We start from the raw sequence: 20,973 nt of genomic DNA on the forward strand, positions 1-20,973 counted from the left end.
CGTTTTGTTCACCGTAACCTCTCCTTTTACGAACTAGCCGCATCAATAACATTCCAGAACGATTGCTTAGGCCGATGTTTCTCGTCGAAGAGAAACGGCCAGTTTTTGCGGTTCCGAACCGGAAAATGATCCAGCCATGTATAGTCGTCCGCCGCTCCCCAGAAGGTCACCGATTCGATATGCTCGCTGTATGACTTGAAGATCTCGAAAAACTGGCGATAACGCTCGGCCTGCTGGTCCAGCATCGCTTCATGAGGCTCCGTCAGATCGGTTCGACGATCCTCGAATTCGAACACGGACACGTCCAGCTCCGTAATGTGAAGCTTCACGCCAAGGCTTGCGTATCGTTCGATGGCCTCTCGAATATCGTCGATGGACGGGTGCTTCAGATTCCAGTGAGCTTGGAGCCCGACGCCGTGAATAGGTACTCCTTTCTCCTTCAGCGATCGAACCAGACTATAGATTTTGTCCCTTTTCTCCGGCACCGACTCGTTATAATCGTTATAGAACAATAGCGCCTTCGGGTCAACCTCATGCGCGTATTCGAACGCCTTGGCAATGAAATCTTCCCCGGCGATGTCGAGCCACTTGGACGGACGAAGCAGCTCCCCGCTCTTGTCGGACACCGCTTCATTCACCACGTCCCACGCGTAGACAATCCCCTTGTACCGTGAGACGACAGTCTCAATATGGGCCTTCATCGTCGCGAGCAGCGTCTCGCGATCCACCGCGCTGCCATCCTTGTTCTCGAACACCCACGCAGGGGTCTGATTATGCCATACGAGCGTATGGCCCCTGACCCCCATTCCATGCGCGGACGCAAAATCGATCAATCGGTCCGCATTCGCGAACGTATAGCTGCCCTCGACGGGCTGCAAGTTTTCGAACTTCATTTCATTCTCTGCGGTTATGCTGTTGAAGTGATGCTTAAGCAGCTCCGATTGCGTATTCAACGTAAACGGATTCACCGCCGCGCCAATGCGAAAATGCTTCTTGTAAACTTCATGCAGATTCGGGATGTCACCCGTAAAGTTCTGTTGCGTCACCATGCTCTTCTCCTTCTCTACTTGGCTTATTTTTAAACGTATTGCTCTGTCCCTAAGCCTTCCAACGTGCCCCCATCTGAAGCCCGCTCCAACGCATCGCGGACCGTCTCGATCCAGAATTCCCAGGTATGGCCTCCCGGCCCTTCATAATACGTATGCTCGACCTGCTCTTGTTTCATAAAATGGTGGAAACGGCGGTTCACGTCCAACAAGAAATCCTCGGTGCCGCAGGACATATAGATCTGCGGAATGGCCGAATTCGTCTCCTTCAGCCGAAGGATCAGCGCCTCCGGATCTTTATCGCTGCCGAGCAAGCGGTCAAGATCGCCGAAGACGCTCCTGTAGTAGTCATAACCTTCGATCCCGTTATGATAACCCGGCTTGATGTTCGCAATCGTGTAAGGAATGAGCGCCGATGACAAAGCGATTATTCGGCCGAATCGCTCCGCATATTTCAATCCGTTCCGAATCGCTCCGTAACCGCCCATGGATAAGCCGCCGATCCATGTATCCTCGCGCTCGCGGGAGAGCGGAAACATCCGGCGGGTAACCTCCACAAGCTCGTTCCCGGTGTATTCCCCCCAAAGTTCGCCATTCTCCTCGTCGTCCAAGTAGAAACGGTCCGCGCCCGAGGGCATAAAGACGGCAACGTTATACTGATCCGAGAACTCTCGGATTTGCGAGAAGTTGATCCAATCCGTATGGCTGCCTTTATAGCCGTGAAGAAGATATAACGCCTTCAGCGGCTTGACGCCCTTCTCCGACTCTTCCATATCGTCTACAGGCAACAACGCGCTGAACGTCACTTCTCTTCGCATGCATTTCGAAGAGTAGCTCGCTTGCATTAAAGCCATCTGCGTCACTCTCCTAATGAATGATCTTCTTCCTAGAATACCTGCGAAAACCCGCTTGACATAACCGCCCGCATCGCGCGACTGCACGAACGTTAACCAACGATCCCCGTCCGCTCGACACTTTCGACAAAGTACCGCTGAACGAAAATATAAATCAAGATGAGCGGCAAGATGGCGAGCAGCATGCCCGTATCCAGCACCATGCTCTGATAGAACGGATCCGCTCTGGAAGAGACGCCGTCGCTCAGCATAATGCCCAGATTGTAAGGCAGCGAAGACAGTTGAATCGACATGACTTTGCTTGTCGTCAAATACGTCGTCGTATAGAAGCTGTCGTTCCATTGCCATACGAACGCGAAGAGCAGCACGGTCACGATGGAAGGAAGCGCGTTAGGCAGCATAATTCTGGTGAAAGTCCTGCTGACGCCCGCGCCATCAATATAGGCGGCTTCCTCGACTTCCTTCGGTATGCCCCTGAAAAATTGCCGGAAGATGAAGATATAGAGTCCCGCCTTCATCGAATTCGCCGTCATGGACGTGAGAATAAACGGCCAATACGTATTCAACAAATTCAAGTCCTTCAGGTTCAAATACACGGGTATGAGAATCGTCGTCGGCGGCACGAGGATCGTCAGGATGACTCCCATGAACAGCAAATTGCTTCCTTTGAATTTCAACCGGGCAAATCCGTAACCCGCGAACGCGCACGAAATCGCGGTCAGAACCGTCGTCATTACCGACAGGGTGAACGTATTGCCCAGTGTCGTCCAATAGTCCATGATCCTTATGGCTTGCTTGAAATTATCCCACGTGTAATGCTCGGGAACCCAGATCACGATCGGCGAATACAGATCGGATTTGTCCTTGATCGCCGTGGCGATCTTCTGGAGAATCGGATAGATGATCACGAACGACAGACCCATGATCAGACCGAGCCGTACGCAAGACCACAGCCCTCTTTTCCAGGATTGGAACGATAGCAATCGGGCCAACAGCCAGGCAGCCATCTGAATCATATTCGCTCTAATCATAGTAGAACACCTTCCTTGAAATCAGATAGGAGCTGATCAGCAGGATCAGAGACACCGCCAAGAAGTAAATCCACGCCATCGCGGAGCTAAGCCCGAAGTTAAACGAAGTGAACCCGGTTTCCCGAATCAAGTCCGTCATGGCGTTCCTCGAGAACGAATCGATGATCGTGTATATGACGTTCACCAGAATGAGCGGGCTGACCATCGGGAACGTAATTTTCCAGAACGCTTCGTACCCGGTTGCGCCCTCCATCTTGGAAGCCTCGTACAGCTGCGGCGAAATCGTCTGAATGCCTGCCAAGAAGATGAGAATCTGTACGCCCGATTGGCTTACGATCTGATAGATGCGATCCACAGCGCCCGTCAAATAATTGATGATGCTTTCGCTAACGCCCGCTTCCTCCATCATCATCGCCAGCTCGAAGCTGCCCAGCCCGCGGGAGATGCTGCCGCCTTCATTCGCGTCGTTGATCGCCTGAACCAAGCTTGTGCTGTCCAGCGCCATAATGACGCCGGAAGCGAGAATGACCGGCAGGAAGAAGATCGCGCGCGCGAACGTTCGTCCGAGAAATTTCTGATTCAGCAGCACCGCTAGGAACAAGCTGAAGATGACGATCATAGGCACGTTAACGACCATGTTCGTGATCGATTCCGTCAAGATGCGGTTAAAGCTCGTATTGACCGTTAGCGCTTCAATGTAATTCTCGAATCCGATGAAGTTAACAATGATGCCTTTGGCATTGGCTTCGACCTTACTCAAGCTGAATCGCAGCGAAGCGATCAAAGGTACAAAGAAAAAGAAGATAAAGCCTAACAGCCATGGCAAGACATAGATAAAGCCCCACATTGCTTTCTTCTGCGCATAGGTCCTCTGGCTTAAGCGGAGCTTCGGCATGAATTTCAAGATTGCTCACCACCCGATACATAGCTTTCGGCTTCGATCGTCTTGCCGTCGACCTGCGCTTGCGAACGGTTGTAGTTAACGATAACATACGATCCGTTCTCGTAGACGGTTTTGAATACGCCCTCGCTCAGCTTCTCGTGCGAAATCATCCGTTGGCCTTGGACGCTGCCCAGAACTCCGTTCACTTCCTTGTAGATTTCAGCGGCTTGATCGATCCATAGCTCGTAATTCACGGCGTACAGCCTGTCGTTATCCGTATCATTCACCTTAAAGTTCGGTTCATGGATCCACTCGAAGTACACGCCCGCACCATATTCAAGACATTTGAGCACGTACTGTCTAACATTGTTATAGGTGGACAGATTGAACGGCGTGCCCGTATAGTCGATATAGCCGTGGATGACCATTTGATAGAACGGAACTTCTTCGTCCTCGAGCTTGAACCGGCTGTTTGACATCGGCGCGTCCGTAATGTCCGTCAAGTATGGAAGCGTGAATGCGTTTCCTCCGTTGCCCATGATCTCCAGCTTGTCGCCGAGCAGCTTGCCGAGCGCTTGGGTCGATAACCCTTGGGATTCCACCCGGTCGATTTGTTTATTTTCCCGATAATCGCTGTTCAAAGAATCGGTCATATCCCGCAGCGAAATGCCGCTGGCCTTATAGTCGCGCAAGCTCTCAAGCATGGTGTCCACGTACTGTCCGACAAGCCGAGGCGATACGACGAAGGAAGGCTCTTTGCTGCGATCCCGTCGATTCAAAGCCAAGTTAATAGGGAACAGCATTGCGGGTTCGTCCCTGAGCGTTCTCGAGGCATCGTCCGACTCGTCGAAGCTTTCGCCCGAGTTGGCGACCAGAAAGGCGGCGTCCGGGAAGAAAGAAACGCCTTTCTCTTCTGCGAACGACGCGAAATCCTTAAACCCTTTGCTCCCGCCGACGGCTTTGTCGACCGATACGTGATCCGGAACTTCGTGATCAAGTCCTCCGTTAAACCAGCCGGCGAATTTGACCTTCAGGTTGCGAATATCGCGCTGCTGTGCCTGCGTGACGATGCTTTGCGCCTGATCGAACGTCGTAAGCGACTCGAGAGTGGTGTAAGGAATGCCTGCGAAGTGTTTCTTCTTGGTGATGCTGCCGACCAACTGTAAGTAGAACGGGACGTCCTTCGTCTCCGGCTTCGTCTCCGGCTTCGGAAGTCCGTTCTTCTTCAGCAGGTATTGCTGGTAATACTTCGCCATACCTGTGATGGTGGCTTCTTTTCCGCTAAGGAAGGCGTAACGTACCGTGTAGTCCGTCTTCATCGGATGTTCTTGGAACTTCGGCAGCGAACGCTGCTGTTCGTTCGCAAACAAGGTGACCTCGTCCTTATTGATCACATAGAAGCTCGGATACACGTAGTTGTAGCCGTTCAGTCTGCCCGCGACGTCCGCGTTGATCGTTGCCACCGCCGCTCCTTCCTCGATAATGCCGAGGAACGCTTCGCCTTCCCGTACCATTCCGAAAACCGGCAGTCTAACTTCTTGCTCCCTCGAAGGATCCTCGGTCCGGTCAACCGTCTGGTCCGACCCGTATACGAGCTGCTGGTAGGCCGGATACTTGGTTTTGCCGTTGTTGAAGCGGATGAGCGCCCCCGATCCGTCCGGGACAAAAATCGAGCCTTCCGCATCGGATCCTCCCGCGCCGAAAAAGCTCAGCATGGAAACCATGTTCACCGGATATTCCTCGGGATAATAGATGCTGGAGACGGGAATCTTGGCGACAAGACTATCGGCGTCCAAGGTGTACTCGATCGAAGCTTGAAAAATCCGCGGCTCCGGCTTCGTCAGATCCATATTCAGTTCGGCCGCGTCTTTCATTAGATCCTCTTCCGTATAACCCGCGGTCTTGAGCGCTTTGAGCGCCCGATCCAGCTGGATCCCTTGCAGCGCCGAATCGTTTCGGACGTACACGGATTTCTCCGTATCCTCCTTATAGGAGATATTCAGCGCGCGTTGTTCCGTCTTACTCAGTTTGCTCGACAATTCTTCTAACCGGGCTTTGCTGAGCATCGGAGGCATATCTTCGAACGATTTTACGGCCGATCCAAATTGATAGGACGCCCTTACGCCATTAGGTATCGGTTCGAATTTGATCTGCTTGTGTACAACGCTGTCCGTATACGTATTGATCGAACTGATTTGGCCGAGATTATTGTAGAAATCCATCTTGATTTGAGAGGACAATAAATCTTTGTTAACCCCCGACGCAAGCGAATCCGACTCCCGTTCGGGCGGGTTGCTATACCAGATCGCGCCGGTATTCTTGTTCAGAACGGCAACGGCGCCCGATGCTTCGTCGACGAACAAACGCAGCCGATCGTTCTCGGCGACGCCCTTCATGTTCGCGACGCGAGCATCCGTGAAGTACGCGTTCAATTCTTTACCCGGCGTAAAGGCCGTCACGGCCGAACCGCTCTCTTGCGTTGTATTGTCCGATGCGGAATCGCTGCATCCTGCGACGAGAATGAGGACCGCGCAGCACGCGATTAGCAGCGCCTTACTGGCCAACCTCATGGGTATGCCTCCTTCCTTAGCTTCTCAAGGAAATCTCTTGGGATATCGTATATACGAAGCTTACAATTTGCTGGATCAGACTAAAGAACAATAGGCACAAGAACGCCATGAATGCCATCGTCACGACGGTCAATAGAATAGTCCACACCGTCTTGACCGGCGTAAATTGATGTACCGTCATGTTTCCGACGAATAAGAGGAACACGAACCAAATGGTCGCGAAGCTGCCGGAAAAATGATAAAAGGACGCCTCTTGCAGCGAAATATAATTACTGAGCAACACCCAAGGCAAGTTAATGATGACGATAGGAGTCAGCGCATAGCATGTCGAGACGAAGATCTCGACGAATCTCCCTTCTCCGTCCATAAGCGTCGTGAGCGACCAGTTGGCCACGCACCAGAACAATACGGGTATGACCACATACAGGATTTCCATGATGCTGTTCATGTCGCCCGGGTCGGAAAGGTTGACCACGAATCCGCTGTACTGACTTTGCAAGATGTTCGTAACAACCATCAGAAACAAAATAGCGAAGGATACGATGAGGCTCGTCTTCCCACTGTGTTCGTATTTCAAATCCCAAAAACCCTTAAAGGGATGCACGATGAGATGAAAAGGGAATTTATACTCTCTGCTAAGCGGCGACAACTTTCTTTCCCCCTTTCGCTTTCCGGTATCTTCTCCACAGGTATAGGCACGCAACGAGCGCGATCAAGCCGGCTGCGATCTCGGTAAAGTGATCCCGAAGCACTTGCTTGCGGTAGAGAAGAAACGCCTTCGAGTAATTTTTCTGATCCAAGCTTCGTTTGAAGTAATCCATTGCCTCGGCGTAGTCGACTTGACGAAGCTTCGCTTTGCCGATCCCCGAATAGGCGAAATCCAAGTTCGCGTTCATTTGGGTCGTCTTCTCGTACAACCGGTTCGCCTGCTCCTCGTCGCCTTTGTAATAGCTTCTGACCGCTTCGTTGAGTGCTCGGCCGTACTCCGTCGTTTCGAATACCGTAATTTCTCCCAGGGCCTTATCCAGCACGAGGAAGTCGTCCCCGATCCGATCAAACGCCACCGGTGTACTGAATTCGCCGAGCTGGTTGCCAAGCTCGCCGAACACGTACATCAGATACCCGTCGCCATTGTACGTGAGGATGCGTCCTCTCTTGGCATCGAGAACCGAGTAGATATCGCTGTCCGTGACATCAATATCGGTGAGCCTCGGGCTGCCGACGTAGGAACTGATCCAGACATCGCCCCCCGGGTCGAAATACCCTTCTCTTCTCAGAATATCGTTGCCGTGCGCGTTCAGCTTCTTCACGTCATCGTACCCTTGTCCGTTCGTGGCATAGATGAAGCCTTGATCGTCGATATCGAGATTCGTAAATTCCGTAGGAATGAACATCACCATCTGGCTCTTCTGCGCCTTTGTCGACAGCATCTTCCAGAAGCGCTCGGCCGGACTGAATTGTACTTTATTGGCGCCAATGAAAGAAGTAAAGGTGCCGTCGGCGCTGAATTCCATGAATCCGTCGAAAACGCCTGTCGCCATCGTGTAGATCCGCTGCGCCTTGTCCACGACTAACCGAACCGGCTGAAATTGGAAGTCGTCCGGCAGCGACTCGGACTCCGGGGAATCGACGATCTGGACCAGCTTGCCGTCCGGATCGAGATGGACGATTCTTTGGTTCCCCGTATCGGCCACGTACACTTGACCGTTATCCGTTACGAACAGGCCTTGCGGGTTGTTGAACGTATCCGCTTGCCCATCACGGTTGAAAGAATCGATCGTTCTGACGAGCTTGAATTGTTCATCCAAGACGACAATCCGGTTGTTGCCGGAGTCCATCACGTAAATGTGCTTATCCGCCGTGACATGAAGATCGGCGGGCTCTTTGAATGCGCCTGCGCCCAACTTCTCGCCGGTCAACAGCGTTGTTGCCTGATAAGCCGAAGGCGAAGCGACCGGATTTCCCCTTGCAGAATAATTGTAGGAACCGCCGCTCTCGTCGGCGTAGACAGCATTGCCGCCGACGCTGACACCAAGCAAGCCGCATAACGCAACGAGGATGTATGCTTTAACTCTTTGCAGGCTTTTCGACATCTTGCACGCATCCTTTCTACTCTTTCATCCCGGAAGTCGCCATCGTCTGAATGACGCTGCTCTGGGAGATGATGAAGAGCGTGATCGGAACGATCATCAGCATGAGCGCTACCGCCGCTCCGACGCCCGCCCGGGCAATCCCCCCCTGAGTGATCTGACCGAGCGCATAGTGAAGCGTCTTTAGATTCTCGCTGTAGATGAAATTGCCGCCATCGCTTCCCCACAGAATAGGGAACTGCAAAATCATCAACGTTAACCACGCGGGCTTCACGTTCGGCATTACGATCGTCCAGTAGATCCGGTACTCGTCAGCTCCGTCAATCTTGGCCGCTTCCAAGAGCGCGTCCGGTATTTGCTCCATGAATTGCTTCATCAGAAACAGCCCAAGCGAGAAAGCGAGCGACGGCACAATGATCGAAGCGTGCGTATTGATCCATCCGAGCCAGGACATCACCATATAGTTTGGAATAGAGGTAACCGCCACTGAGAACATCAAGGATAATACGACGATATTAAAGAGCGTTTTGGAGCCCGGGAACCGGTATTTCGCCAGCGGGTAAGCAGCGGCTGACGCGAGCAGAATATGTCCCACGGTACCGACTACCGTAATGAACAGCGTATTGGCGATATAACGGGAGAGCGGCACCCACGAATTTCCCATTAGCGCCAACAAGTCGTAGAAGTTATCCGCGGTCGGATTGTTCACGAACATGCGCGGAGGGAAGATGAACAGCTCGTCAAGCGGCTTAAAAGCATTGTTCACCGCAAAAATCAACGGCAGCGCCATGAAGCAACCGAATACGGCCAGGAGCAGGAACAGCAAAAAGCTGACGGTAAACGAACGATTGAGCTTTCTCGATAGCCGAAAGCCCGAGAGCATTTTGACGCCCAACGTCACTCACCTACCCTTCTCAGCAATTTTTGCGTCAGCATGTTAGCCCCGATCATCATGAGGAAGAGCACCGTTGCGATCGCGGATGCGTATCCCATCTCGAAACGAATCGTGCCATAGTCGATCAAATGGGTAACGATGGTATGCCCCGCGTAGTTGACGCTCGGGAATCCCGCCAGGGCGATCGAAACGTCGGCGACCGCGAACGATGCGGTAATCTGCATAACGGCGCCGAACATCAGCTGCGGCCTCATGGAAGGCAGCGTGATGTACCACAGCTCCTGCCACCTGTTCTTGATTCCGTCCATCGCGCCGGCTTCAACCAGCGATTTGTCGATCGTCTGCAGGCCGGCGATAAAAGCCAGGAAGCTCGTACCGAGACTAAGCCACAGCTGGACGATGATGATGATGGGAAGAATATACTTTTCGGTCGTTAACCATAGAGTCGGTTCCAATTTAAATCCATATTTCATCAGAAAACCGTTCAAATAGCCGTACCTGTCTCCCGAGAAAACGATCAGCCAAATGAAAAACACGTTCCCCGCAATCGACGGCGCATAGAAGACCAACGTCATGAAGGCGCGGACTTTCGGCGACAGCTCGTTAATGATCCACGCGAACAGAAAACAGGCGATATAGCTGATCGGACCGGTGATGAGCGCGAACAATAGCGTATTTTTTAACGCGATCATGAACACGTCATCGTCCAGCAGCAGCCTCGAGTAGTTTTGCAGCCCGACGAATCGCGGAAATTCGAGCATATTAAAGTAAGTGAAGCTCAAGATTAACGAGAAAACGACGGGAATGACGGTAAAGGTGAAGAAAATGAGCATGTAGGGACTCATCAAGAGGTAATGATGCTTGCTTTTCTTCATTTCCTTCCACTTTAGCGCCAAGCGTGATGGCTTATTCGTATGGATGAGGTTCGGTACGGTAGGATGCGATGTTTCGGCTTGCATCGTCTTTCACCCCCATGCTATTTCGGTAAGTTGAATTCTTTTCGCTTGACCGCGATTTCGTTATTGATGTACAGGATATAATCCGACAACGATTCGCGCGGGTTTTGATTGGCGTTGATAACTTTCCGGAACGCGTTGTCCAGATGCCGGCCGGTGAAATAGCCGCCAGGAACTTGCGGGATTCCCTGAACCCATTGCCATTGGTTTTCCAAATTTTTATAATCTTTGACCGGCCAAGGCAATTCCTGAAGCGCTTCGATATTGGCCGTCGGATAACGCGCCGACTCTCCTAACAGCCCTTCCATCTCGCGTCCGTAAGCGACCTGCGTCTCCATGTCCGTCCACCATTTCATGAATTCCCATGCCGACTGCTTGTCGTCCGAATTGTCGAGCATCAAGACGGAGGTCGTATGGCTGGCGACATTATGGTTGACCGTACCGTCTTCCATCTCCGTGCCGGGAACCATCGTAAAGTCCCACAAGCCTTTGATTTCCGGCGCCATGACCGTCAGCATGTTATAAGTCGTATAATCCGCAATGCCGATCGGCATCTCCCCTGTCCGGAATCGGTTTGGGAAGTCCGCTATCACCGGGAACTTATAATTGGTGTAAAATTGCGTCCATTTCTTGAACACTTCCATGGACATGTCGGAATCGAACTCGCTATTCTTGCTGTCGTCCGTGTAGAATTGCCCTCCGTTCTGATAGAGCAGCATAGAGAACGTTGCATTCGGAACGAGCGTCGCGTTGTTCGTCGGATTCTCGAGCGGCAACCAAAAATCCATGTTGTGCTTTTGCAGAACGGGGATCATGTTATAGACGTCCTGCCAAGTTTCCGGAGGCTCCAAATTCAATTCCTTGAGTATATCCTTGCGATAGAACAGCATCGGGAACGTTTGCTGCTCAGGCAGAGCGTAGATGCCCCCATTGTATTTGTATGGCTCCAGCGCGCTATCCCGGAATTGCGCGGCGATTTCCTTGAAATCAGGGAAAACGGACAAATCGGCCGCGGATTTACGCATCGCGTAGTTGACGGGCACGTCTTCGCCGATCTGCATCGCGACGTCCGGGCCTTCGCCGGCGAGCGTCGCGGGAAGCAATATATTGCCCGGAACAAGCTTGAGATGCACCGAAATGTTCGTCTCCGGCGTGAAAGTTTCGTCTATTAAGCCTTTAAGTACTTGCGCCTGGTCTCGTCCCGTCGTAATCCAGACGTTGACCGAACGGTCGCTGTCTCCGATATTGCCGATGCTGTCGTAGTCTTCGGTATACGACGCGACGAAGGCGCCGAGCTCGTGCCCCACCGTATCCAAGAATGACGCTTCCGCCTTCGGAACTTCCCGGTCGGGCGAAGAGACGACAAGGTAGTCGAGCTTAAGCGGCTGCTCCCTGACGGTCAGGATCCATGTGCCAAGACCGCCGATGTTGATTTTGAACGAACCGAGGCGTTTGGCAACCGTCTCCGGTTCGTCGGCCATCTCTTTCAGCTGGCGAACCAACGTGTGAAGAACGGCGACTTTATCGCTACGCTCCCCAGTCGCTTGTTCCAAATAATCGGCAACGCTTTGAATCGTTGCGGCTTGCTTCTTGAACACGTCTACCATGCTGGGAATCCGTTTCTCCAGTTGGTAATCTCGATACGTATCAGGCGTGTTCGATGTAATGATCAAGATCTTTCGGTACATCTCGTTGAGCTCCAGCACGCTCGATTCGATCGTCTGAAGCAACGGAGCGATATCGCCCAGCGTATTCGTCATACGAATGACATGCTTGCCTTTCGTCAAATGGAACAAATAAGGCTCATCGCCGCCTAGTACGTCCATTTGCCAATCCATGCTGAAATCGAAACGAATCCGCTTCATTTCATTGAACGGGTATTCGCCGTCGATCATCAGGCTTCGCGTGGCGTAAATGCCCCGAAGCTGATCCTGCTTCCGCTTTAAGGCGATTTGATACAAGCCGTCTTCCTTCACGTCGACTTCCCACTCGATCCATTGACCGGGCAGCTTCCAGTTGGTTCCTCCGATCGAATTGATTCTGATCTTCGAATCGTCCTGCGGCATGACCGTTGCGCTCGATCGGTCCGAGACCGGATATAGCGTCGGGGAAGACTTCAAGACGGCGTCCTCCGCCTGAACGAGAAGGAATTGATCCTTGGCGGCTCCGATGCCCGCGGCTTCGTATTCACTCTTCGTCTCGGCATAAGTCTTTACGCTTTCATCCTGATACAACTCGATATAATCAATGGCCATAGGCTCTCTAAGCGCCGTCAGCGTAAGGGTTTGAACCCCCTTGCCGAAGTTGAACAGGTACGGTTCGTCGTAATATCCGTCGCTGTCCGCGAACGCTGTGAGCTGCCATGCTGGTTTCTCTACTTGTCTCGGCCGCAGATCGTTGCCCCGGTCGTCCTGATTGATTTCCGCGTCCCGATTGCCCCAAAGCCGTTTGAAAAAAATGATTTCGGCGCCCTTGAAGGGCACTTCCTGATTGATGGAGAACTCCCTCTCGATTGACGCACTTTTGCCTTTGATCGGATAATAGTGGATTCTAACGTTGTACAAGCCAGGGTTATCGATATTAACATCCCAACTGATCGATCCCGTATCCGGCGTTATCACGGATTTTCCATCCAAGCCTTGGTACTGATCCGCGACCTCGAATCCTTCCCCATCTGTCTTAGAGTAACTTTCACCCTCAATTCGAATAACTTGGGCAGGCCGTTCTGCAGTCGAGGCGTTATTCAAATAGGCGCCATACCCGTCCTGTACATCCGAATCAGTAATCGCAACGAAATCAGGCATAGCCTGAATGCGTCCGATACCCGCGCGATCCGAAGGGTAGAACGCCCAAACGCATAGAAAAAAGATGACAAGCACGAGAATGATCGTTCCGTATTTCTTCTTCAAAATCTTCAACGCTTCTCCCCTCCTGCGGCAAGAGATCGAAATTCAATAATAGTCCCCATTATAGAAAGGATCTAAACGGGGACTAGTGGCTGCTTATAGAGGTTGTTCAAAAAGCCATCTTTTGAACTTGCTCTTATAGATTATTTCTTGTAAACTTCGTCAATTGCCGCTTGCGCAGGCGTCTTGTATTTCTCGATTACCGTCGATACCGATTCTCCGTTAATAAGATCGCCGTTGAGTTCCCAATACGGGAATTTCGGGTACGTAAAGTGTTCCAGAACGAGCAAGCCTGCAGCGGACAACTTCGCATTGTTGATATCTTCTTCGGTAGACAGATTTTGTTCGTAACCTGCCTGACCCTGGTAATCATAGATGGAGTCGATATCGTTGTATTTCTCCCAGATATACAGGAGCTTATCCGGATCCTTGACAGCCTTCGGAATCGACAATGCCTGGTAAGCGCCTTCCAGGGAATGGTAGGTATCAGCGCTCGGTCCTTTCGGGAATGGAACGAAGCCGATGTCGTAATCTTTCATGTCCGTCTTCAAACCGCCGATTTCCCACATTGCGCCAGTGTACATGAGCGTGTTGCCTTGACGGTAAAATTGGCCTGCCTCCGTCCAGTCTCCGCCTTCCGTCGGTCTTGCTACCTTCTCGGTCGCGATTCGGGACACGAAATTAAGCGCTTCGACCGTCTTAGGATCATCCAGCGTCTGTTTGTCGCCGACCGTGAGAGCCGCACCGTTGGAATAAAGAGCCTGATCCATTAAGCCTGGGTTCGCAAGACCCCATGTGTCCAGCTTGCCGTCGTTATTCGTATCTTTGTTCGCGTCTTTGGCGACTTGGATGAACGTATCCCAATTCCACGAATCTTCGTTCACATATTCTTGCAACGACTTAATGCCGAGCTGATTCATGAGCGTTCTATTGTAGAAGATGCCCTGAGCCAGGTTTTCACGAGCCTCTGAGAACAAGTAGCCTCTTCCGTTGTACTGACCCCACTTATACGTCGCGTCTTGATCGAACGCATTAGCGTTCTTCGTGTACTCGTCTACCGGCCACAGCAGATCCTGCTGCACCAGCGCTGGAATCGCGTAGTTTCTGCCCAGTCTTACAATATCGCCGATCGGCTCTCCCGCAAGAAGGGATGCTGTTACCTTCTCTTGATATTCGCCGTAGTCGATGTTAACGAACTCCATTTTGAAGTTATGCTTCTTCTCTAGCTCTGCCAGGTTTTGCTTCTTAGCGATTTCGTCCGGATTTCTCTCCTGCGGCGCCATATCCCACCACGATACTACTTTGATCGTTCTGCCACCCAAGTCGAAATCCATGTCGGGCGTGCCTTGCTCGACCTCTTCCGATGCGGAAGCGCTTGCGGACGCGGACGGCTCGGTCGCAGCCGAGCTGCTAGGCGCATCGCTTGGGCTGGCACTGCTGTTATTGCTGTTGTTACCGCCACCGCAAGCAGCCAATACACTGACCATCAACAAGCTCACTAACGTTGTTGCAAACTTCTTGTTACGCATGTTATACCCCCCTAAGATTGGATTACACCGAAAAGTGTAACGCTTACATTTTTTACCCACAACCTGCCAGTATTCAGGTGTTTCACCCGTTGATTTATAGGTTTGTTACCGCTTACAGAACACTTTGTTGAAGAGGTAAACAAATGCACCAGGTGTCAAGAGATGCACATTGTCTCGCTGCCCGGGAGTTGATAATAATAATAAGTGTAGTCATCGCACCCTAAGCCTTCTTCATTCAAAAAGCTGGCTATTTCTTCTGAAAGTGAGGTACTTAACTTGCATAATGTGCTGCTTGTAGATCCGAACATGCGGTCGAGGGAGAACACTCAACAGATGCTCGACTGGGGTCAATTGGGCTTTGTTATCCAATCCTATGCCGATAATGCCGGCGACGCCCTATCCTTTATTGACACGCAACGTTTCTCACTTGTGCTCATAAATATTAAGCGCTTACAATCAGACGGATTACAGCTTTGCGGTCAAATACGGCAATTCAGTCGCATACCTATCATCGTCATTGGCGGCGATCATGACTTCAATCTCGCAAGGAAAGCTTTAACCTATCAAGTAAGTGATTACTTGGCCGATCCCGTTCAGCCGTCCGATTTAGTCGCAAGCCTGCAAGCCGTTCTGGAGGAGCTTAATGGGAAGACGGTAATGAACAGTCCCCTCATCGCCTCTATACAGTGGAAGCGCCAACCGCAATCCTCGATCATCGATGTGGTCAAAAAATACGTGCAAGAAGAGTTGCACCAGAACGTATCGCTCAAAAGAATATCGGATTCCTTGCACTTTAATTGCGCTTACTTGGGCCAAAAGTTTAAAAACGAAGAAAAAATGTTATTCAACGAATATTTGCTTCAGCAACGGATGGAAAAAGCCAAACGGCTGCTTGAACAGACAGACATGCGCATCTACGAAGTCGCTAACCATGTCGGATATATGGAAATCGATTGGTTCTATAAAAAGTTCAAGGAATATACGGGAACGAGCGCTAACGAGTACAGGAAGCAAGCATTAATTACCGCGTAAAACCAGCAAAAAAGAGCGGCAGCCTTGGACGCGATAACGTCCTAGACTGCCGCTTATCGATTTCAACCGATAGGAATTGTATCCCGATACTCTTGAGGAGTCATGCCCGTCTCCTTCTTAAAGAAGCGAGTGAAGGAATGCGCTGCCTCGTAACCGACGGAAACCGCTACCTCTCTCACCTTGAGATCCCCGTCTCTAAGAAGCTCCATCGCTTTCTTGATGCGGCATCGATCAATGTACTCGGACAAATTGATGCTTCGCTCCTGTTTGAAGAAACGGGATAAATAGGTTGGATTGAAATAGTTGATCTCCGCCAATCTTACCAAGGACAAATCCTCGCTAAGATGATCATGGATGAATTGACAGATCTGATCGATGATGCCGGATGCCCTATCCTTCTCGTCAAGCCGCTTAATGCTGAAGATGCTATCCGCGATTTGGGACAAGTATTGGAAGGCCTCTTTTATGGAGAGATGGTTATCGAGACGCATCAGCTTTCCGCAGTCGCAGATTTGCCGATGAAGTCCCCATCGATTGATATATGAAAAGAGCACGAGCGCGATCGAATAATACGCCTCGATCGTTTGCTGCACATTTGCATCAGCTTGCGATAATCTCGTCGTCACTTCATCCAAGCACTCATCGAACTTCACTTTCCTATCGGCTTCAATGTGCGCCGCCATGATCTCTGCCTTTTGGCTGATCGAATGCGTACCCTTTATTTCCGAAGCTTCCGGCTGATCGATGCGGTCCGTGATAATGACGGATATCCCCTCGCTATGCTTTAACTGCTGCAACTGACGCAGCCGTTCGTATTGCGGGGTGATCGCTTCCCAAGCGTTGGATGCGCCGCTTACAGCGAATACCGTCGTCAGTCCCAACGCTATCAAGACTGTCTCCTGGACGAGCTCCAGCGTACCCTCCAAATAACGAATGAAGTGACTGTCGAACTTCTCCGCTGCATGCTGGGATGGCTGAAGAAACCATACGTTATCCCCGTGTTTATCTATGTTACCGACATAACGGGCTTGTTCGGACAAACACGAATTCCATATCCTTTCGGAGGCATGAACGATCCGGCTTCTTTCGCTATAGGAGGTGTCCGCGGGATAAGACAAGCGGCCGATGACCAGCACAACGGGAAAGGTCGGATCCAATCGGATATTCAACGAGCGGAACTCCTTGGCGAGCGTCTCTTGATCCCTGCAAAGAACAGGACTATCTTGAAGCAGGTGCATGAAATAGTCCCTTTGCGCCATCAGTTCAAGGGCGAGCTTTTGTTCGCGGGACTGTTCGACAAGCTCGCTCATTTGATTGCCGCGATTGATCTCGTCTATGACTCCCTGCACGGTTTGCATGACTTTATCGTAACCTTCCGTTTTCAGCAAATATCGGACTTCGTGCATTTGAATCGCTTTATAGGCATAATCGAACTCGCTGTGACCGGTTAGGAAGATCACTTTGCATCTTGGCCAATAGGCATGAATTTCTTCGGTTAATTCCAATCCGTTCATTCCGGGCATGCTTATATCGGTCAAGACGATATCGATTCGGGTACGCGACATCCAATTCAACGCTTCTGTTGCGGAATAGGCTTTGCATACGTCCAATTCGTCCGGCATGAGCTTCGCGAACACCTCATATAGACTATCCGTAATAATCTCTTCGTCATCGACGATCAACAGTCTATACATGGCCTTCAACCTCCCCCAGCTTGATTCGTACCGTGACCTTCAGACCGTTCAGCTCGTTTCTGGAAAGAAACAAACCGCTTCCTTCGCCGTAAATAAGTAGAATTCTCCGATGAATGTTGATCATGCCCGTCATTTCGTGGGATTCGTTCGAATGGATTAACCGTTCACTCAACGCCTCGATTTCGATATCGCTCATGCTGCCATTGTCCTCGACGATAATGCTAGCTTCGGCAGGTGCGCTTTCAAACGTAACACGAAGCTGGCCTTCCTCCGTCATTTTCTCGAGGCAATGCTCATACGCGTTCTCGATCAGAGGCTGAATGATCAGCCTAGGAACGCGGATCGCTTCCATATCCTCGGGCAATTCGTCGAATCGCACACGAATCCGTCTTGAGAAACGGAGCTTTTGGATTTCGGTATACATGCGTGAATGTTTGATTTCTTCCGCCAGCTTCACGTTGTCTTCGCCGTTGCGCGTGATGAACCGAAAATATTCGCCGAGCATGATCGTGAATTGTTCGATCCTCTCCAAATCGCCGGTTTTAGCGAGCGAGTTCAGAATAAAGAAGCTGTTGTACAGAAAATGAGGGTTGATCTGCGATTGCAGCTGCTTTAATTCCGACCTCTGCATCATCAGCTTCTGTTTGAAATCCTGATCGATCAGCGCTTGCAGCTTCCTCAGCATAAGATTGAATCGATTGTACAAATAGCCGAATTCGTCCTTTTGCTTATGTTCGATTTGGATGTCTAATGCGCCGCCCTCCATTCTTCTAAAGCTCTGTACAAGAAGCAATAGAGGCTTATGAACGAACCGGTACGTGGAAAAAGAATAAATGATAATGGCACAAAAAGACGTGAAGGCGAATAACCAAGCCCAGGTTACGAACTTGTTCAATGGTCTTTTGACAGCTTCCTCCGGCAGGTAGGTCGCGACGGACAGAGCCAAAGTATCGGAATGCACCGCGTCGATATGATATCTCTGGCCTTCCACCGTGAATACGGACGCATTCCCGTTCTTCCCCTTCACGGCTTCCATATAGCTTTGAAGCATCTTATCCGATTCCCCGTCGCTTCCTATAGAAAATTCAGACGATTCCAGTAGCAGGAACGACCGGCTTTCGGGATACATATTGACTTGTCGCAACGAATCTTTCAGCTTCTGCGTATCCAATTCAATCTGTACGATGAAAAGAGGCTCCTCCCCTTTTATTCCGCCTTGCTTGGAAACGCCAAGGTGAAGAGCGTTGTTATAATTGATCAGGCGGTTTTCTTTCTTGTAAGCGATAGAACGAAAATAGTTAAAGCTTTCCTCATCGAAATCATGCACGGCGTTGCTGGCCGAAACGTTCTTATTAATGGAACGAATATGCACTTCGACATCTTTAATATAGGCGCTGCTGCTTTTTAAAGTCGTGAGCCGATGCACCAAATAATTCGTGCTCGTTCGTCTTTCGACGCTGTCCATCATGTCCCACGTCACGGCCATTTTGTTCAGATCGCTGTCCTCCAGCAGATCGAACTGCTGAATTTCCATCCAATCGATCTCGCGGTTCAAGTCCCCAAGATAATCGGATAACTGGGACAATGTCGCCTTGGAAAGATCTTGGCTTGCGTTCCTGTAGCTCCAGTTATACAAGTACACCCCCAATAAAATAACCGGGAGAATAACGATCAAATAAGTAACGACCAGTCTTACGAAGAGGGTCTTGCGAAACGAACTAGCAGGAAATTTGAGCAAGTAGACTCCTCCGATGCGAGTGCCTGTTACTTCATATTGCGGCCTCTATTCGAAAACCATTGGTTAACTTCGACTGTAATCCAGTCCCCGCCAAGTCGGCGCCATTCTTCTACGAATCGGTCGAAATCCTCGATCGGACGTCCAAGAATGATGTTGATATAGGTATCGAAAAGCAAATTATTCAGAATCGATTGCTTCTCGATCATCGTCTCCGTCGGACCGCCCGTGAAGCTCTCGTATAACAGCTGGTTATTTTTCTCGTATTGGTCGAGAATCGCGAACGCTCCCGAAGGGCCGTACGTCCGTTCCCAGCCCCACCCCGTTTCTTTATTCGCGCTTCTCGACATATACGTCTCTATATTCTTCTGAATGGCCTTGGCCTCATCCTTTAAACCCGATTGATTGCCGGTACGACGGGCTTCGTCAAGCTGAAGGTACGCCTCCAAGTTTTTCTTGGGCGGAAACGGCGTAACAGGAGACAGCTGCCACGCAGGATACGGGGTACTGTAATAGGTCTGATATTCAGCCGTAGCTCCCCAGTTTTTATCCAAATGCAAATTGATCAGCTTCACGATCACTTCAGGATGCTCGTATCCTTTTCTTACGGCTATGTACTGGCTCGTGTTAAACGGCAGCGGCACCTTTGGCAGTTGGTCCGAGATAGAGACGATCGGAAACGCCTGCCACTGCGCCTTCGGATTTTCGCGGCTCGGTTGCAACCAAAAAGAGCTCCATTGCTCTCCATATGCGATCCCGATCTTTCCTTTTGCCACTTTACTCCGGACTTTATTTCCGTCCATCATCGCGAATTCGCTGTCGATTTGACCGTTGCCATACAATTCCTGAAGCGCTTTTAACGCTGTTTTGACTTCGGGCTGAATGCCCCCGTAGACGAGACTTCCGTGTGCATTCTTCAACCATAGGTTCGGATAGGCACCGTATCCCGCCATGAAGCCCTTTAACCCCGCCACGGGATCCCAAATATAATTCGTCACCGCGAGTCCGAACGTATCCTTCATTCCGTTCCGATCCGGGTCATCCTCTGTAAACGCTTTCGAAATCGCGAGTAAATCTTCCATGGTACGCGGCGGTTGCAGTCCGAGGTTATCCAACCAATCGGTTCGGATCCATAAGTATACCGCTCCCTCAATGGAAGAAGACGATTCCGGAATTCCCATCAGCTTTCCGTCGACTGTAGCAGCTTCGAACGGGCCGCTCCCTTCCTGGCTGAGGATTCTTTTCGTGAACGGGGAGGCGTATTTGACGTAAACATCGGACAAATCTTGTATCAGTCCGGCGTTGCTAAGCTGTCTCAGCTGCTGCGCATCCACTCGCACGATGTCCGGGATTTTTCCGGTGGCAAGCGAAAAGCCAAGCTTTTGACGATATTGATTCCCTTGGGCAACCCAGTCGTACTTGATTTGAACGCCCAGCTCTTGTTCATAAAGCCGGCTCCACCGGTTATCTTCCAGAGTTTCTCCCGGAAACTGCTTTAATAAATCGTCCAAGCCGCCTGTCTCTCTCACGAACGTGAGCTCGATCGGCGGATTATATTTACTTAGCGACGGGTCACCAGATGCGATTTCATCCGTACGCTGCTCAGGAATCGGCTTCATATTCGCGCCGTTATCTTGAAAGCATGTCGTTAGAAGAACAATCGAGGATAAGGCAGTAAGGATCAGCCTAGCATTGGATTTAACCTTTTTCATAGTCGCCTCCTGTACGAATGCAGCTTTAGGATATAACTTT

At 50.8% G+C, this 20,973-nt stretch carries 15 protein-coding genes; 1 reads left to right on the top strand and 14 read right to left on the bottom strand.

Annotated elements, in window-relative coordinates:
- Window positions 1-26: 26 nt before the first annotated feature.
- The 11 genes from E2980_RS09275 to E2980_RS09325 all read right to left on the bottom strand — a co-directional run bounded on the left by E2980_RS09275 (window position 27) and on the right by E2980_RS09325 (window position 14,760).
- Complete coding sequence (locus tag E2980_RS09275) at window positions 27-1,046, bottom strand: endo-1,4-beta-xylanase (RefSeq protein ID WP_240702950.1); 1,020 nt, start codon at window positions 1,044-1,046, stop codon at window positions 27-29.
- Between the two features lie 32 nt (window positions 1,047-1,078).
- On the bottom strand, window positions 1,079-1,900 hold the full coding sequence (locus E2980_RS09280) for an alpha/beta hydrolase (protein ID WP_135151903.1): 822 nt from the start codon (window positions 1,898-1,900) through the stop codon (window positions 1,079-1,081).
- A 92-nt stretch (window positions 1,901-1,992) separates the two neighbouring features.
- Complete coding sequence (locus E2980_RS09285; RefSeq protein WP_240702951.1) at window positions 1,993-2,931, bottom strand: carbohydrate ABC transporter permease; 939 nt, start codon at window positions 2,929-2,931, stop codon at window positions 1,993-1,995.
- On the bottom strand, window positions 2,924-3,826 hold the full coding sequence (locus E2980_RS09290; protein ID WP_420808635.1) for a carbohydrate ABC transporter permease: 903 nt from the start codon (window positions 3,824-3,826) through the stop codon (window positions 2,924-2,926). The genes E2980_RS09285 and E2980_RS09290 overlap by 8 nt, the downstream gene beginning before the upstream one ends.
- A 5-nt stretch (window positions 3,827-3,831) precedes the next feature.
- Window positions 3,832-6,384: a DUF5696 domain-containing protein gene (locus tag E2980_RS09295; protein WP_135151905.1), complete on the bottom strand. Its 2,553-nt coding sequence runs from the start codon at window positions 6,382-6,384 to the stop codon at window positions 3,832-3,834.
- Between the two features lie 16 nt (window positions 6,385-6,400).
- On the bottom strand, window positions 6,401-7,033 hold the full coding sequence (locus tag E2980_RS09300) for a Yip1 family protein (RefSeq protein ID WP_135151906.1): 633 nt from the start codon (window positions 7,031-7,033) through the stop codon (window positions 6,401-6,403).
- On the bottom strand, window positions 7,020-8,477 hold the full coding sequence (locus E2980_RS09305; protein WP_135151907.1) for an NHL repeat-containing protein: 1,458 nt from the start codon (window positions 8,475-8,477) through the stop codon (window positions 7,020-7,022). The genes E2980_RS09300 and E2980_RS09305 overlap by 14 nt, the downstream gene beginning before the upstream one ends.
- Before the next feature lie 16 nt (window positions 8,478-8,493).
- Complete coding sequence (locus tag E2980_RS09310) at window positions 8,494-9,357, bottom strand: carbohydrate ABC transporter permease (protein ID WP_135151975.1); 864 nt, start codon at window positions 9,355-9,357, stop codon at window positions 8,494-8,496.
- 14 nt (window positions 9,358-9,371) lie between these two features.
- On the bottom strand, window positions 9,372-10,328 hold the full coding sequence (locus E2980_RS09315) for a carbohydrate ABC transporter permease (RefSeq protein ID WP_135151908.1): 957 nt from the start codon (window positions 10,326-10,328) through the stop codon (window positions 9,372-9,374).
- Between the two features lie 17 nt (window positions 10,329-10,345).
- Window positions 10,346-13,243 (bottom strand): extracellular solute-binding protein, encoded by a 2,898-nt coding sequence (locus E2980_RS09320; protein ID WP_135151909.1) that lies wholly within the window; start codon window positions 13,241-13,243, stop codon window positions 10,346-10,348.
- A 131-nt stretch (window positions 13,244-13,374) separates the two neighbouring features.
- Window positions 13,375-14,760, bottom strand: a complete 1,386-nt coding sequence (locus E2980_RS09325; protein WP_135151910.1) for an ABC transporter substrate-binding protein — start codon at window positions 14,758-14,760, stop codon at window positions 13,375-13,377.
- A gap of 285 nt (window positions 14,761-15,045) precedes the next feature.
- Between E2980_RS09325 and E2980_RS09330 the strand changes: the two genes are divergently transcribed.
- Window positions 15,046-15,792, top strand: a complete 747-nt coding sequence (locus E2980_RS09330) for a response regulator transcription factor (protein ID WP_240702959.1) — start codon at window positions 15,046-15,048, stop codon at window positions 15,790-15,792.
- A gap of 62 nt (window positions 15,793-15,854) precedes the next feature.
- On the opposite strand, the gene E2980_RS09335 is transcribed toward E2980_RS09330, so the two are convergent.
- From E2980_RS09335 to E2980_RS09345, 3 genes are read right to left on the bottom strand one after another with little or no spacing between them, the layout of a single operon-like run.
- Complete coding sequence (locus tag E2980_RS09335) at window positions 15,855-17,486, bottom strand: response regulator transcription factor (protein WP_135151912.1); 1,632 nt, start codon at window positions 17,484-17,486, stop codon at window positions 15,855-15,857.
- Window positions 17,479-19,224, bottom strand: coding sequence for a sensor histidine kinase (locus E2980_RS09340; RefSeq protein ID WP_135151913.1), 1,746 nt, complete (start codon window positions 19,222-19,224; stop codon window positions 17,479-17,481). The genes E2980_RS09335 and E2980_RS09340 overlap by 8 nt, the downstream gene beginning before the upstream one ends.
- A 26-nt stretch (window positions 19,225-19,250) precedes the next feature.
- Entirely contained in the window at window positions 19,251-20,933 is a 1,683-nt protein-coding gene (locus tag E2980_RS09345; protein WP_135151914.1) for an extracellular solute-binding protein, read from the bottom strand.
- Window positions 20,934-20,973: the final 40 nt, after the last annotated feature.

Source organism: Cohnella luojiensis (genome assembly GCF_004564235.1).
GTDB classification, from domain to species: Bacteria; Bacillota; Bacilli; order Paenibacillales; family Paenibacillaceae; genus Cohnella; species Cohnella luojiensis.

What these genes read in the sequence shown, in the direction of transcription:
- E2980_RS09280 (WP_135151903.1), bottom strand. Translation starts at nt 1,900, where the DNA reads ATGGCTTTAATGCAAGCGAGCTACTCTTCGAAATGCATGCGAAGAGAA.
- E2980_RS09285 (WP_240702951.1), bottom strand. Translation starts at nt 2,931, where the DNA reads ATGATTAGAGCGAATATGATTCAGATGGCTGCCTGGCTGTTGGCCCGA.
- E2980_RS09290 (WP_420808635.1), bottom strand. Translation starts at nt 3,826, where the DNA reads ATGCCGAAGCTCCGCTTAAGCCAGAGGACCTATGCGCAGAAGAAAGCA.
- E2980_RS09295 (WP_135151905.1), bottom strand. Translation starts at nt 6,384, where the DNA reads ATGAGGTTGGCCAGTAAGGCGCTGCTAATCGCGTGCTGCGCGGTCCTC.
- E2980_RS09305 (WP_135151907.1), bottom strand. Translation starts at nt 8,477, where the DNA reads ATGTCGAAAAGCCTGCAAAGAGTTAAAGCATACATCCTCGTTGCGTTA.
- E2980_RS09310 (WP_135151975.1), bottom strand. Translation starts at nt 9,357, where the DNA reads ATGCTCTCGGGCTTTCGGCTATCGAGAAAGCTCAATCGTTCGTTTACC.
- E2980_RS09315 (WP_135151908.1), bottom strand. Translation starts at nt 10,328, where the DNA reads ATGCAAGCCGAAACATCGCATCCTACCGTACCGAACCTCATCCATACG.
- E2980_RS09325 (WP_135151910.1), bottom strand. Translation starts at nt 14,760, where the DNA reads ATGCGTAACAAGAAGTTTGCAACAACGTTAGTGAGCTTGTTGATGGTC.
- E2980_RS09335 (WP_135151912.1), bottom strand. Translation starts at nt 17,486, where the DNA reads ATGTATAGACTGTTGATCGTCGATGACGAAGAGATTATTACGGATAGT.
- E2980_RS09345 (WP_135151914.1), bottom strand. Translation starts at nt 20,933, where the DNA reads ATGAAAAAGGTTAAATCCAATGCTAGGCTGATCCTTACTGCCTTATCC.